Source organism: Paenibacillus sp. ALJ109b, assembly GCF_010747435.1.
In the GTDB taxonomy this organism is placed as follows: domain Bacteria; phylum Bacillota; class Bacilli; order Paenibacillales; family Paenibacillaceae; genus Paenibacillus; species Paenibacillus taichungensis.
Genome location: NZ_JAAIFP010000015.1, coordinates 1 through 15,213 on the forward strand (window position 1 = coordinate 1; position 15,213 = coordinate 15,213).

Below are 15,213 nucleotides of genomic sequence, written 5' to 3' on the forward strand. Positions count from 1 at the left end.
TCCGATCGCTGTTATCCCCAGATTTCTTTAATAAATTTTTAAAGGTGGAAATCCAGTGATAAAGGCGCACGCTCCGCTTCTTCAGGTTATTTCTGTCCTCTCCGTTCTCGCATTTTTGTTTCTTCAGATTGGTTCTGCACTCTTCCTTATCGTGCTATGCCAGATTCACAAAAATCGTGTACATATTTTTTTATATAATATAAGACTATTAAGACTCTAGCGCATTGAGAGCAAATTATTGCATACGGATAATTCGGGTTCCGATCGTTTCTCCGCCAAGCACACGGCTCAGGATCTGTGGTTCGCTGCCATCTACGATGATGACCTCACGCACTTTGCCGTGAATACAAGCGATGGCTGCACGCACCTTTGGAATCATGCCGCCATAGATTTCTCCGGTTTGGATCATATCCTCGATCTCTTGTACAGAGACGGATGGTAGTACTTTTTTCTCGCCGCCTACATTCTTCATAATGCCAGGAACATCAGTCACTACGATCATCCGGCTCACTCCGAGATGGGAAGCTACCGCGCCTGCGGCTGTATCCGCATTGATGTTATAACGCTGACCGGATGCATCCACACCAACTGGTGCGATAACTGGCATATAGCCCATTCCCACAATACCTTGAATAATCTCCGCGTTAACGCCCGTCACGTCACCTACCCAACCGATCTCTGCGTGGTTGCTAACCGGTTTCGCCTGGATCAAACCACCGTCCACACCCGACAATCCCAGCGCACGTCCACCAACACGTTGGATTAAACGTACGATCTGTTTGTTAATACTCCCCGCAAGAACCATCTCCACGACGTCCAGCACGGGTTCCGTTGTTTTACGCAATCCGTTCACAAACTCGGTCTCAATGCCCAGCTTCGCCAAGTTATCCGAGATCGCAGGACCGCCGCCATGTACGATGACAGGCTGAGTTCTCTGGGACTGCAAGTCACGCAGATCTGCAAAAAAGGATTCAGGCAACGCCGCCAGCGTGCTGCCTCCGCATTTCATTACAAACGTCTGCTTCTCGGCACCTGCTGCAGTTCCGGTACTCTCATTTTGCAATGTTGAAGTCATGAGGGCACTCCTTTCGTTCAAATATTCTAAATGGCCTAACACTTAATAAATCCATATTAGACGGGTCTAGCCGTTACAAATTCGGATCGTTCTTTTGATCGCTGTTGTCTCCAGGTTTTTTGATTCCCTTTTTAAAGGGAAAACCCGGAGACAAAGGCGCACGCTTCGCTTCTACAGAATCGATTCCGACTTTTTCACTATCCCCGTCAATGATCAAACTCAAAAAGTTTAATCCTTATAGATGTTCTACATATTTTTGTAAAGCAGCTTTTCAATAATGAAGCTGCTAGATTAACTAAAACTAACCACAAAATATTAAGTGCGGTATGCCGCGTTAATTCGTACATAGTCATACGTCAGGTCACAGCCCCATGCAATGGCTGTACCCTCGCCGTGGTGCAGATCGACCACAATCCGTACGGTATCCGTCTGCAAGTAGGCCAGCGCCGCTTCTTCGTCGAATATGACTGGACGGGATTGAGCGAGAACAGAGATATCTCCTAGACGGATATCAACCGTTTCCGGGTTCACGGGCTGTCCCGCGCGCCCTACGGCTGCAATAATGCGTCCCCAGTTGGCATCCGCACCAAACATCGCGGATTTCACCAGGCTGGATCCAATGACGGTCTTTGCAATAGCTTGCGCGGATTCATCACTTACCGCACCCGTTACCTGTACTTCTACCAGCTTGGTTGCTCCTTCGCCATCGCGCGCAATGGCTTTGGCAAGCACTTCGCACACATAAGTGAATCCGGCAGCAAAAGCATCCCAATCCGGATGTTCCACGGTCAGTTCTTCGTTCCCTGCCAGACCGCTGGACATTGCTACAAGCATGTCGTTCGTGCTTGTATCTCCATCCACTGTAATCATGTTAAATGTATGATTCGTCGCCTGACGCAGCAGGCGCTGCAACGCTTCTGCACTAATGACCGCATCAGAAGTCATAAATGCCAGCATGGTCGCCATATTCGGATGAATCATCCCCGATCCCTTGGCAGCACCAGCAATCGTAATCGTTTTGCCGTTCACCTCAACGGAGACGCAGGCTTCCTTTTTCACCAAATCGGTTGTCAGAATAGCTTGGGAAAAATGCTCCGCCTCTTCTGCTTCCTTGCCCAAACGTGCCGGAAGTCCGCTAATCCCCGAGTGTACAGCGTCCATCTTCAGCAATTCACCAATGACACCTGTAGAAGCGACAGCAACATCCTCTTCTGCTACCCCCAATTCACGTGCGGCCGCCGTACGCATGGCGTATGCATCCTCTTCACCTTGTTGTCCAGTACATGCATTGGCATTCCCGCTGTTCACGATGACTGCCTGAAGGCGTCCATTGCTTAAGCTCTCACGTGTGACTTTCAGAGGTGCGGCTTGGAATACGTTCGTTGTATACACCGCAGCTGCAGTTGCCGGCACATCACAGCGAATCGCTCCGATGTCGTTACGAGACGTTTTTTTCAATCCGCAGTGCAGTCCACCAGCAGTGAACCCGCGCGGGGTTACAATCGTTCCGTTCTCAACAATAGTAAAAGCCTTTTGCTCCACATTCGTTCCCATATGTTATCCCCCGTTATGCGTTCGGCTGCATGCCGATTGTCCGCTTGCTTTGCCTGATCCGTCTTCCTCACATGGTTTCGAGAGTGCGTCTAAGCGCACTCCCAATGATTCAAACCTTATGGATATACCGGCGTCATGTTCAGCCCGAGGTTCTCCTCCCATCCCATCATCAGGTTCATATTTTGAATGGCTTGCCCGGATGCACCTTTCACCAGGTTGTCGATGACCGAAATAATCGTCAAACGACCTGTACGAGGATCAGCCGCAAATCCAATGTCACAATAGTTCGATCCGTACACTTCCTTCGTTGAAGGCCAGATCCCCGGCTCACGTACACGCACGAACGGACGATTTTCATAATATTTACGGTACAGATCAACGATTTCACGGTCACTATGTTCACCAGTTAGATTGGCATACATCGTACTCATGATTCCGCGAGTCATCGGCACCAGTTGAGTTGTGAACGTTACTGTGACTGGAGATCCAGTGATATTTCCCAGCACTTGCTCAATTTCGGGAATATGCTGATGTTTGTTCAGTTTATATGCTTTGAAATTCTCATTCATTTCTGCATAATGATTCGTCAGACTTGTTCCCCGTCCCGCACCCGATACGCCGGATTTGGCATCAATGATGATACTGGAAGGGTCAATCCAACCTGCCTCAACAGCTGGAATCAATCCGAGTAACGTAGCCGTTGGGTAACAGCCTGGGTTGGAAATAAAGTTTTTGCCCTTCACTTCGTCGCCATACACCTCTGCCATGCCGTATACCGCCTGTTCCAGCAATGAAGCAGATGGTGCCGGATGTTTATACCACTCTTCATACACCGTTCCATCCTTGAGTCTGAAATCTCCAGACAGATCAATGACCTTAAGACCTGCTTCAAGCAGACTCGGAACGAGCTTTGCGCTTACACCAGACGGGGTTGCTGTGAACACCAGATCTGCACGACTTGCGATCTCAGCCGGGTCTACGCCGTCGAGTGGCCTCTGAATCACTTCCGTCAAATGCGGGAATCCATCTGCGATGGACTCACCACTGCTGGATGAAGAGATTACCGAAGTAATTTCAACCTGCGGATGGTTCTGGAAAAAACGAATCAGTTCCACCCCGCCGTAGCCGGTGGAACCGACGATTGCCACTTTTAATTTTTTATTCACTCTCGCTCCCCCAATCTTGTCGTATGCGCTACTTATACTGTTCTCCTGCTCCCAATGAGCTTTCATACAGCAATTCCGTCGCTTCTATGCATATTTGTGTATTATTATACGACTCTAGTTATATAAATACAACACTCTATCATCAATTTTACATGGATTCTCATCGCTTCCGAACATATCTTTCCAACATCTGCGGACGAACCCGGATACTTCTGCTAAAATACGTATTATAGGAAACATTACAACCTAGGGTCTAATTCATAATCAATCTACACGAGGAAGGGTTTATGAATGGATTCATGATGGTCATTATGAGACATGGGGGACTACAGTGCATATCGAATCCATTTTACTTGTTATACTCCTGGGCCTGAATATTATTTTCGCTGCAGCGGTCGTTTTCTTCGAACGAAAGGATGCCAGTGCATCCTGGGCTTGGCTGCTCGTCTTGAACTTTATTCCGGTGTTCGGGTTTGTACTCTACTTATTAACAGGGCAAAACCTGACGCGCTACCGACTTTTCCAGTGGAAAGAGCGCAAGAAGCTTGGGCTTGAAGAACGTATTGCTGCCCAGCTTGCACAGCTGCAAGACAATAGAACACCTTTCCGTAATCAAGCGACAGAGAGTAGTCAGGACATGATTTATATGAACCTGAAGCAAAACGATGCTCTGTTGACAGAAGACAATGCGGTCGAGATTATTACCGACGGAACAGACAAATTTCAGCGGTTGCTCGATGATATCGAGGCAGCGAAAGATCATGTTCACGTGCAATATTACATTTATAGAGGCGACCGACTCGGTAAAAGAATCCGGGATGCACTCATCCGTAAAGCGCGCGAAGGTGTCAAAGTTCGTCTGCTGTATGACGCACTGGGATCGCGGCGGGTATCCAAACGCTTTTTCAAAGAATTGCGCGAAGCAGGCGGTTTGGTTGAAGTCTTTTTCCCATCCAAATTCAGTCTGATTAACCTGCGTATGAACTACCGAAATCACCGTAAAATCGTCATCATTGATGGCAACCTTGGATATACAGGCGGGTTTAATGTAGGGGATGAATATCTCGGCTTGAATTCCAAGTTTGGTTACTGGCGTGATACTCATTTGCGTATTCAGGGTAATGCTGTTCATGCTCTTCAGACCCGTTTTCTTCTCGATTGGAATGAAGCGTCTAAGCAGCACGATACACCATATGTTCCGGCGCATTTCCCTCATATTGAGGGCACAGGAACAACTGCTATGCAGATTGTATCTAGCGGACCGGATGCAGAGACAGAGCATATCAAGAACAGTTATTTGAAAATGATTAATGGAGCCAAACATTCCATTCTGATTCAGACGCCTTATTTTATTCCAGATGCCAGTGTATTCGAAGCCATTCGTCTTGCGTGCCTGTCAGGAATCGATGTTCGCATTATGATTCCAAATAAACCGGATCACGCCTTTGTATATTGGGCTACGCTATCTTATATCGGTGAGTTGTTAAAAGTGGGAGCAACCGTGTTCATCTACGATAACGGCTTTATTCATGCCAAAACGCTCATTATCGACAGTATGGTCGCATCTGTGGGAACCGCTAATATTGATTACCGCAGCTTCCGATTGAACTTTGAGGTAAATGCATTTATGTATGATGAGGCGATTGCGACTACTCTTGTGCAGACGTTTGAACATGATCTTCTTGTATCCCGTGAGATGACGCTGGAAGAATATAATAAACGCAGTGTGAAGATCAAATTTAAAGAAGCGATTTCTCGTCTGCTGTCTCCGATTCTGTAGATACAGTAGTAGTAGTAGGATTATCATTCAAAAGAAGAACAAAAAGCAGGTGCTTCCTTTCCAGCCATGTCTGGTGAAGGAGTACCTGCTTTTTTAGATTATAAATTTTTTCTTATTATAAGTTAACGAATGACCTCTACACTGCTCTCCTTTATCATGTGAATGTTAAGTTTGATTTATAGAGTGCCCTACTCGCTGTACCTTACAATTCCCCACGCTTAAAGCCTTCGCCCAGTACTTCATGTGCATTGCTAATAATGACAAAAGCCCCCGGGTCCACGGACCGGATCAATGCTTTCAGTCTAGGCACCTCATTCTGTCCGACCACCACCATCAGTACAGTTCGCTGATCGTCGGTGTAACCACCTTTTGCCTCCAGCTTCGTCAGTCCCCGATCCAGATCATCCAGAATCACCTTCGTAATCGGTTCGGTCTGGTTGGAAATAATATAAGCTACCTTCGAGTTACCAAGCCCCATCTCGACGGCATCAATGACTTTTCCGGTAACGTATAACCCGATTAGAGCAAAGAGTGACTGCTCCAATGACAATACAAAGGCAGCCATTATAATGACCGTAGCATCCATCATCACAACGCAAAGAGAGTAACTCAGTCCACTATATTTTTGTACGATCCTGGCCAGAATGCTCATGCCCCCTGTTGAACCTCTACCCCGATACACGATTCCAATCCCGAGACCAACCCCAATTCCTCCATAGAGTGAACCAAGTAGTGGATTCGTTGTTGGAATGGCCCAGTCTTTCGTGAGGTATACAAACAGCGGCAGTACAATGCTGCCGAGTACAGAACGTATCCCATACTGCTTGCCAATCAGGAGAAAACCCGCGATCAGAAGTGGAATATTAATAGCCCACTGGGTGTATGCCGGCTCAAGTCCCAGCCAATGTTTGCCCAATATTGATAATCCGGATACTCCGCCTGAAGCAATCTGGTTCGGAAGTAAAAATAAATTAAAGGCCACGGCAATCAAAAACGAACCTAAAATAATGGATACGGTATCTACAACGTTTCTCCATGGGCCGTTCAGGGGAATGAGCGTGGTTAGCCTCTTCTTGCGGTTATTGTTTAACAGTTGTTGCTGTTGCATGTCATCTTGCTCTCCTTTTTTTGTATATATGCTCAAAAAAAAGCCCCTGTATACACCCAGCATACGCCTACACGTATCGGGTCTATACAGGAACTTTTGATTAATCGGTATCTACTTTAATCTGGCTGCGCAAATAACCATCGATGAATCCATCGAGGTCGCCATCCATTACTGCTCCTGTGTTTCCAGTCTCCACGCTCGTACGGTGATCCTTTACCATACTATAGGGATGGAACACATAGGACCGAATCTGGCTACCCCACGCAATATCCGACTGTTCTCCTCGGATTTCGTCCAGCTGTTGTTTTTGTTCTTCGATTTTACGTTCATACAATTTGGAACGAAGCATCGTCATCGCTCGCTCACGGTTCTTAATCTGTGACCGTTCATTCTGACACGTTACAACCACACCTGTTGGAAGGTGAGTAATCCGTACAGCTGAGTCGGTGGTATTGATATGCTGTCCACCCGCGCCGCTCGCACGGTACGTATCGATCTTGAGATCTTCTGTTCGAATGTCCAATTCAATCGTGTCATCAATCTCAGGAACCACATCACAGGATACGAAGGAAGTATGCCTGCGTCCTGAGGAGTCAAAAGGTGAGATCCGCACCAATCGGTGGACACCCTTTTCGGCTTTCAGATACCCATAAGCATTGTGACCCTTGATGGATAGCGTGACACTCTTGATTCCTGCTTCATCTCCTGCCAGATAATCCAGCACCTCAACCTTGAAGCCACGTTTCTCGGCCCAGCGTGTATACATTCGCATCAGCATCTGTCCCCAGTCCTGTGACTCGGTACCACCAGCACCAGGGTGAAGCTCGAGAATGGCATTCATCTTGTCATAAGGCTGATTCAGGAGAAGTTGTAGCTCGAACTCTTCTACCTTGCTCACGATGGCTGTCACGCTGTTGCCGATCTCCACAGCCAGATCATCATCGCCTTCTTCGTCAGCCAGTTCTGCCATCATGACCGCATCATCATAATCCTGCTGCAGCTTGGTGTATTGATCCACAGATCCCTTCACCGCGTTCAGCTCGGCGATTAAGGATTGTGCCTTATCATTATCATCCCAGAAATCCGGGGCGGACATTTTCACTTCGAAGTTCTCAATCATCTCTTGCTTAAGATCTAAGTCAAAGAGACCCCCTAAGATTTGTTAGTTTCTTGCCTATTTCACGCAGGTCCTGCTTCACGCTTGGATCGATCATGTGCAATTCCTCTTTTCATTAAGATAAGCTCCCCGCATCCAGGGCATTCCTCCAGATCAAGTATCCGATGCTTCACCTTGGAGTCTAGGTTACCTTTATGTCGGCAATCCCCTTCTCCATGATCTTGGTCACATAGTTATAACTATGCACCAATTACAGGTTATGCATCCTTCACTTGATCATTTGGAATACCCGGCTGCAAGGAGCCGTTCATGTCATTCTATTTAAGTTGAGCCAGCATTCGTTACACCTTACCACTCCAATTGCAGTAGCATCTTCCGATCGCTCTTATCCCCAGATTTTCTCGATTCCCTCTCACAAGGGAAAAATCCGGTGATAAAGGCGAACGCGTAGCTTCTCCAGATTGCTTCCGCACTCTCCGTTATGGTGTAAAAAATTCAGATCCAACTTATACACAGGGTAATATAAGAGAGTCTACTCTTGACCGTGGCAGTGTTTAAACTTTTTGCCGCTGCCACATGGACAAGCATCGTTGCGTCCGATTTGGTCAGACACTTTTACCGGACGTTTCTCCGTAGGTTCGCCGCTTGTCGAGATCTGACTTTCGTCAACAACCGCTTGACGCTCCTGATTGCTCTCGATTTGTGCTCTCATCACATAGGTTGCCACTTCTTCCTGAATCGAAGCGATCATCTGATGGAACATTTCGAAGCCTTCGAACTGGTACTCACGCAGTGGATCTGTACCGCCGTAGGCACGAAGGTGGATACCTTGACGCAATTGATCCATCGCATCAATATGATCCATCCATTTGCTATCTACTGCGCGAAGCACAACCACTTTCTCGAATTCACGAACCATCTCTTCACCGATTCGCTCTTCACGTGCATTGTACTTGTTCTGAACTTTCTCAAACAGGTAGTCGATAATCTCTTCTGCTTCTTTGCCCCACAGATCATCTTTCGTTACTGAGCCTTCATCCAGCAATTTGCTGTTCATGTAGTCGGCAACTTCCTGCAGTTCCCAGTTTTCCGGAATATCATCACTGCAATGAGCTTCCACGATACGTTCAATGGAAGGCTTGATCATATCCATAACGATCTGTTTAATATTCTCGGACTCCAGCACCTCGCGACGCTGTTTATATATAATTTCACGTTGTTGGTTCATGACATCATCATATTGGAGAACGACTTTACGTACGTCGAAGTTATTACCTTCAACCCGTTTTTGTGCCGACTCTACTGCACGGGTAATCATCCGGCTCTCAATCGGTTGGTCTTCTTCAAAACCAAGACGCTCCATCATGTTCAGTACATTGTCTGCACCGAAACGTCTCATCAGCTCATCACCCAGTGACAAGTAGAACTGTGTAGAACCCGGGTCACCCTGACGTCCTGCACGTCCACGCAGCTGGTTATCAATCCGGCGGGATTCGTGACGCTCTGTACCAATGATATGAAGGCCGCCCACTTCAGCTACACCTTCGCCCAAGATAATATCCGTACCCCGTCCAGCCATGTTGGTTGCAATCGTTACTGCACCAGCTTGTCCAGCTCCTGTGATGATTTCCGCTTCTTCAGCGTGATATTTGGCATTCAATACCTGGTGACGGACACCACGGCGTTTCAGCATATCGGAAATACGCTCGGAGTTTTCGATGGAAACCGTACCCACCAGAACAGGCTGGTTCTTGCTGTGACGTGCCACGATTTCTTCCACAACCGCGTTGAACTTGCCATCGATGCTCTTGTACACCACATCAGCCATATCATCCCGTTTGTTTGGACGGTTGGTTGGAATCTGCAATACTTCGAGACCGTAGATTTTTTTGAATTCTTCTTCCTCGGTCTTCGCTGTACCCGTCATTCCCGCAAGCTTGCGGTACATCCGGAAATAGTTCTGGAATGTAATTGTAGCAAGAGTCATGCTCTCGTTCTGTACTTCAATGCCTTCTTTGGCTTCGATCGCTTGGTGCAATCCATCGCTATAACGACGTCCTGCCATCAGACGGCCTGTGAACTCATCGACGATCAGTACTTCTTCATCACTCACCACATAGTCAACGTCACGACGCATGATTACGTTGGCTTTCAATCCCTGTACGATGTGATGGTTAAGCGTAACATTGGCATGATCATACAAGTTTTCGATACCAAAAGCCTTCTCCGCCTTCGCCACACCAGCTTCAGTCAAAGCTACGGATTTCACCTTGATGTCCACCGTAAAGTCTTCTTCTGGAACCAGACGTTTCACGAAACGGTCAGCTGCATAGTACAGATCCGTCGATTTCTGAGCTTGTCCGGAAATGATCAGAGGTGTACGTGCCTCATCGACCAGAATGGAGTCCACTTCATCAATGATACAGAAGAACAATGGACGTTGTACCATCTGCTCTTTGTACAACACCATGTTGTCACGCAGATAGTCAAAGCCAAATTCATTATTCGTTCCGTACGTAATATCACATGCATAAGCATGTTGTTTCAAAGCATGGTCCATACCGCTCAGGTTAACCCCTACCGTCATGCCCATGAATTCATAAATTTGTCCCATTTCCTGGCTATCCCGTTGAGCCAAATAATCATTGACTGTTACCACGTGTACACCTTTGGACGTCAATGCATTCAGGTATACCGGGAGTGTTCCCACCAGTGTCTTACCTTCACCCGTCTTCATCTCTGAAATCCGGCCTTCATGCAGGGCAATGCCTCCGAGCATCTGCACGTCATAGTGACGTTTGCCCAGTACACGGCGAGATGCCTCACGTACGGTTGCAAATGCTTCAGGAAGAAGTTCATCTGTTGTTTCTCCCTTTTCAATGCGGGCCCGGAATTCCTCCGTTTTGGATTTCAGTTGTTCATCAGACAAAGCCTGAAATTGTGGTTCCAGTTTATTGATCACATCGACTGTCTTCATCAGACGTTTAACATCACGTTCGTTCATGTCGCCGAAGATCTTTTTGACAAGTCCTAGCATGGTATACCCCTTTCGTGCAAAACAGAATAGACCCCCTGCTGCCGCCACGCGACACCATCGGATGGATATGTATCCACTTGCCCGGGGGTGACAAACGATATAATTTGAGCTTACTGAAGGTTACACTCCATTACTCAGCTGGCAGAATGTCCTTCCGATCGCTGTTATCCCCCGATTTCTTTAACTCCTTCTCAGAGGTAGAAATCTGGGGATAAAGGCGAACGCTTCGCTTCTACAGGTCATTTCTGCCCTCTTCGTCATCCGTGTAAAAATCAAATTCAAATTATATGAAAAATAATAATATAAGATGAATCAACTCCAGGCTTGCCAAGGTTCCTCATGAAGCTGATTCGGTATTCAACCGGATCCGGTTATTAGAAATAAGCCGAATACCGAGCCTTATGAATCATGTTCATGGTGCTGTGCCTGTCATTGATTATGATTAGCGATCATTCGTTGACAATTCCTCATCAGGACAATGATTCTCTTGCATAAATTGTAACAGTTTGTAAGGGTCGCCGCAACACGCCACGGCACACTTCTTTGAACTTCTGAAGCCTCTCAGATGGAGTTTAAGTGCAAAAAATCATAGTCGTTAGCGGAAGCCCTTGATTCTATCGTTTCATTTTCCAGTTAGATAAGGCATGTTAACGAATTTTGGTGGTAAATTTGGATGAAAATCTCAATATAGAGAAAAAGATTACATCTTTAACGACTTCTCCGCAAGTACTTATAATTTTGCATTCACTTTGCACGGATTGGTCTCATTCCTACTATCTATTAGACGCAGTAGCATGGGAAATAGTTTCACAATCTTGCTTCAACGACTTTTTTCCAGCTCCACTACGCACAAAAGAGCCCCATCCCATAAAGGATGGAGGCTCTTGTTAGTTTAACCCAATACAGGAATCCAAAGTATCCCTGTCTTCATTCGTTATCATTAAGGAATCATTTTTCATTTCAATTCATTGGTTTAACCTTGTTCAATCAAACCGTATTTACCATCGTTCCGTTTGTACACAACGCTGACTTCTTCGTTCTCAATGTTGGAGAATACGAAGAAATTGTGGCCGACCATGTTCATTTGGAGGATAGCCTCTTCCACGTCCATTGGTTTCAACATAAACCGTTTCGTGCGTACCACTTCCAGGTCATCATCTTCGGTCTCCGTATCCAGTTCAGCGGTAGCCACTGTACCTGTCGGATCTTCGACGAAGAGCGTTTTCAGGCTGCCTTCCTGGCGGAACTTACGGTTAATTTTCGTTTTGTGTTTACGGATCTGACGTTCCAGCTTGTCCACCACGGAGTCAATGGAAGCGTACATATCGTCGCTCTCATCCTCGGCGCGGAGCACAATGCCTTTCAAAGGGATCGTCACCTCTACTGTATGCAAGCCTCTCGTCGTGCTCAGGGTAACAGCACCGTCAGAGTTAAGGGGTGCATCGAAATACTTCTCGAGTCTACTCAACTTTTTGTCGACATAATCCTTCAAAGCATCGGTAACCTCGATTTGTTGACCTCGAATACTTAAATTCATAGGGCACTCCTCCTTTTCCTTTGCCACTTCATTATAACACGAATGTAAGCGCCATGTAAAAACTCCCGGTGACCGAATAATGACATCTGTTCAAGTCACATCAACCAACATAGGCTTACCGCCATATTTCGCGATATTTCACCATTTTGAGGCATAATCGTTAATTAACATGGATGGTCTTAATAGGCGCTTGATGATGTAATTAACCGTTTCCGAGCTCCTTCAATCTATTATGTAAAATGAATAGGAACTATGTCTTGAATCTATCAAATTCATAAGAATAATGTTCCTCAGCTGATTCTCAAATTTTGAATCTATTAAAACAAAAAAAGACCCCGGAAAAACCGGAGTCTGATGCTAGCGATAATTCAATTGGTAACCATCTAACCATATATGTAGGTCGGATTGTCCGGATGATTATAATTTGATTACGTTAGCTGCTTGCGGTCCACGCGCGCCTTCGACGATGTCGAATTCTACGGATTGACCTTCTTCCAAAGTTTTGAACCCTTCGGATTGAATTGCGGAGAAATGTACAAATACGTCGCCGCCGTCTTCAGTTTCAATGAAACCGTAACCTTTTTCTGCGTTGAACCATTTTACTTTACCTTGCATGCACTAACATTCCCTTCGTCATCAAATGAAGTGAGGTTGTGTCAAAGACCCTTGCCCACAACTCAGATAATACCATCCAAAGTTATCCATTGTCAATTGGTAAAGTAAATGTTTTCTTGGAATTTTTTTGTAGATTAATTGGGGATTGTGTTGAATTTTTTCCTTGATAAGAATTCTTTTCCATACACAAATAGCAACCTTTATTACATTTAAGTTAATCTGTTGTTTTCTTCGCGATAATTTGCAACTGCCCTAGGTACTCAGGTCCTGAAGATATTTTAAGTATTTCGAAACCATGCATCTTCATGAGGATCCTAAGTGATATGTGATCATATAGAATAACATGAAGAGGTGGATCTAAATGTCTCCACTTACTGCCCGAATGAAAACTTGCACTGGAATTTACATTTGGGGTGTTCGCGACAAATAGTCCGTCTTTCTTCAAGACACGTTTTATATTCTCCATAAAAGCATGAGGAGTAGGTATATGTTCTAATACGTCCCACGCTGTAACCACATCAAAACTTCCATTTTCAAATATATCATCATTTATTTCTCCAGTAACAATATTTAATCCGTACTTCTTTCTTCCTTCATTGGCCGCACTCTCGGAAATTTCAATTCCTTGAACTGACCAATAACGAAATTGAGCTTCGGCCAAGAAATGTCCCGTAGAACATCCAATATCAAGCAGTGTCCCCCTTGGAAAACGAGTCTGATCAGCAAAAGATTCTACAAGATCCATGCGCATCTCATAACTACGTAACATTCCTGAAGTTACATTTGAAATTTCGGTATCCCATCCCATTTTTTTTCGAGGTTCTTCTGAATAGTAAATATTTTGATAGAACCAATTCAAGTACTCTTCAGTGGGTTGTGGGTTCATAAACACTGCTCCACAAGCTGAACAACGATGTAAATTGCTCTCAAATTCCCTATGCCCTAGAATTTTATATAGTTGGGTATAATCCTTACCATCACAGATTGGACAACTATCCATTAGTTCCTTATAATGCTCTTTGTGATCATGATCACTTGATTTTTTTTGTACGTTGTCCCTTAGAGAATCATTCAAACTTATGACCTTGAGAATCTCAGCAGCTCTATGTTTATAGGTGTGCTCCTCCAGTATATGATTATATAATTCTGCAACTAACTCATCTCTTTCTTTTTTATGCGTCAAGTAATAGTCAGCTTTTATGAGTAAATCATTCAGGTCTTGAAAAGTTATTGCTTCCCACACCCCTGGAAAAACGCGCTCCATATCCTTTTTATAATCACTTAATACAAAACCTTTAGAAGCAAACACATCAAACACCCGATTGTTTACAGAAGTTTCTAATTGGAGTGAAGAAATATTCAAGTTAACAGCATGCTTTTGGTAAATCATTGATAGTTCATTGTAAGGAACTGCCGAATGAACAATAGTGCTCTCGTTCAGTTTTTCTTCAGCACCATAAACATGCATATCCACTCCACCGAGACTTCCTAATATGTGTTTTCTGAAGATAGAGCTTCCTCTGGAATGAATGGGATAATAGATATTCATCCAAAATAATTCCGAATAGTTTTTATAAAGAAGCTGAACAGGCTGAAATTTTGACATTGACAATGCTTTCATACACACATCATAAAGAGGAATATGAAAGTTATTTACTTTTTGTTTAATTACATAATCAATAAACTGTTGTTCAAGATGCTGCTGATTTGTTGAGGATTGTAAAGCCTTGACACTACCAACAAAAGCTATCTCACTTTCCTGTGTAACAACATTTGTATCCACATAAAACTTTTTAGGATTGGTAGCTAGCATAATTGAATAAATATTAGGAATGCCTGCTTCACGCATTAATTTTTCACAGTAATTATCCCATACAAAATGATAATAAAATGATGGAAATTCTTTAAACTCATTCAAAAATTGATTATTCAGTCCAAAAAAAGGATTATCATAATGTACGCAAATTACAGGGATACCTTCCTCTCTCCATATGAAGCATCCATTTCCATCCCTAGTAATTCCAACATAACCGTAAGCCAATATGAATTGCGGTTTAAAATCAAGAATAGTTTGATAGCCTCTACTTCCAAAGTCCTGATCTATGTTCACAAGCAAAACATCATGTTCTAATTCTTTAAATGCTTGAACATAATCATCTGTTACATGGGGAGCAATAATCCCTTTTCCTTTTAAAATTGCTATTTTCAATTAAAATCTCTCCCC

General features: G+C 44.7%; 11 protein-coding genes. 1 reads left to right on the forward strand and 10 read right to left on the reverse strand.

The window, feature by feature from the left end:
- Positions 1–235: 235 nt before the first annotated feature.
- The 4 genes from argB to argC form a co-directional block, all read right to left on the reverse strand.
- A complete protein-coding gene (gene argB / locus G3352_RS16105; protein ID WP_163757972.1) occupies positions 236–1,075 on the reverse strand; it encodes an acetylglutamate kinase in 840 nt (279 codons plus the stop codon).
- A gap of 73 nt (positions 1,076–1,148) precedes the next feature.
- The gene (locus G3352_RS16110) at positions 1,149–1,298 is read right to left on the reverse strand and encodes a hypothetical protein (RefSeq protein WP_163757974.1); all 150 of its coding nucleotides are present in this window, start codon (positions 1,296–1,298) and stop codon (positions 1,149–1,151) included.
- Positions 1,299–1,390: 92 nt separating this feature from the next.
- Positions 1,391–2,629 carry a bifunctional glutamate N-acetyltransferase/amino-acid acetyltransferase ArgJ gene (argJ, locus tag G3352_RS16115; protein ID WP_163757976.1) on the reverse strand — a complete coding sequence of 413 codons (1,239 nt, stop codon included), beginning with the start codon at positions 2,627–2,629 and terminating at the stop codon, positions 1,391–1,393.
- 116 nt (positions 2,630–2,745) lie between these two features.
- On the reverse strand, positions 2,746–3,795 hold the full coding sequence (gene argC, locus G3352_RS16120) for an N-acetyl-gamma-glutamyl-phosphate reductase (protein WP_163757978.1): 1,050 nt from the start codon (positions 3,793–3,795) through the stop codon (positions 2,746–2,748).
- Between the two features lie 331 nt (positions 3,796–4,126).
- Here argC and cls point away from each other — a divergent pair, with 331 nt between their 5' ends.
- Positions 4,127–5,575, forward strand: a complete 1,449-nt coding sequence (gene cls / locus G3352_RS16125; RefSeq protein WP_163757980.1) for a cardiolipin synthase — start codon at positions 4,127–4,129, stop codon at positions 5,573–5,575.
- 202 nt (positions 5,576–5,777) lie between these two features.
- Here cls and G3352_RS16130 read toward each other — a convergent pair whose 3' ends face one another.
- From G3352_RS16130 to G3352_RS16155, 6 genes are all read right to left on the reverse strand, one after another.
- Entirely contained in the window at positions 5,778–6,683 is a 906-nt protein-coding gene (locus G3352_RS16130) for a YitT family protein (protein WP_163757983.1), read from the reverse strand.
- A 100-nt stretch (positions 6,684–6,783) separates the two neighbouring features.
- Positions 6,784–7,897, reverse strand: a protein-coding gene (prfB, locus tag G3352_RS16135; protein WP_099859210.1) for a peptide chain release factor 2 whose coding sequence is annotated in 2 segments (ribosomal slippage) — positions 6,784–7,824 and positions 7,826–7,897 — 1,113 coding nt in all. Because the reading frame shifts where the segments join, the coding sequence is not laid out codon by codon here.
- A 435-nt stretch (positions 7,898–8,332) separates the two neighbouring features.
- Entirely contained in the window at positions 8,333–10,837 is a 2,505-nt protein-coding gene (gene secA / locus G3352_RS16140) for a preprotein translocase subunit SecA (RefSeq protein ID WP_163757985.1), read from the reverse strand.
- A gap of 973 nt (positions 10,838–11,810) precedes the next feature.
- Complete coding sequence (hpf, locus tag G3352_RS16145) at positions 11,811–12,374, reverse strand: ribosome hibernation-promoting factor, HPF/YfiA family (protein WP_072733587.1); 564 nt, start codon at positions 12,372–12,374, stop codon at positions 11,811–11,813.
- A 417-nt stretch (positions 12,375–12,791) separates the two neighbouring features.
- A complete protein-coding gene (locus G3352_RS16150; protein WP_024631599.1) occupies positions 12,792–12,989 on the reverse strand; it encodes a cold shock domain-containing protein in 198 nt (65 codons plus the stop codon).
- Between the two features lie 214 nt (positions 12,990–13,203).
- Positions 13,204–15,198, reverse strand: a complete 1,995-nt coding sequence (locus G3352_RS16155) for a glycosyltransferase family protein (RefSeq protein WP_163757987.1) — start codon at positions 15,196–15,198, stop codon at positions 13,204–13,206.
- Positions 15,199–15,213 lie beyond the last annotated feature (15 nt).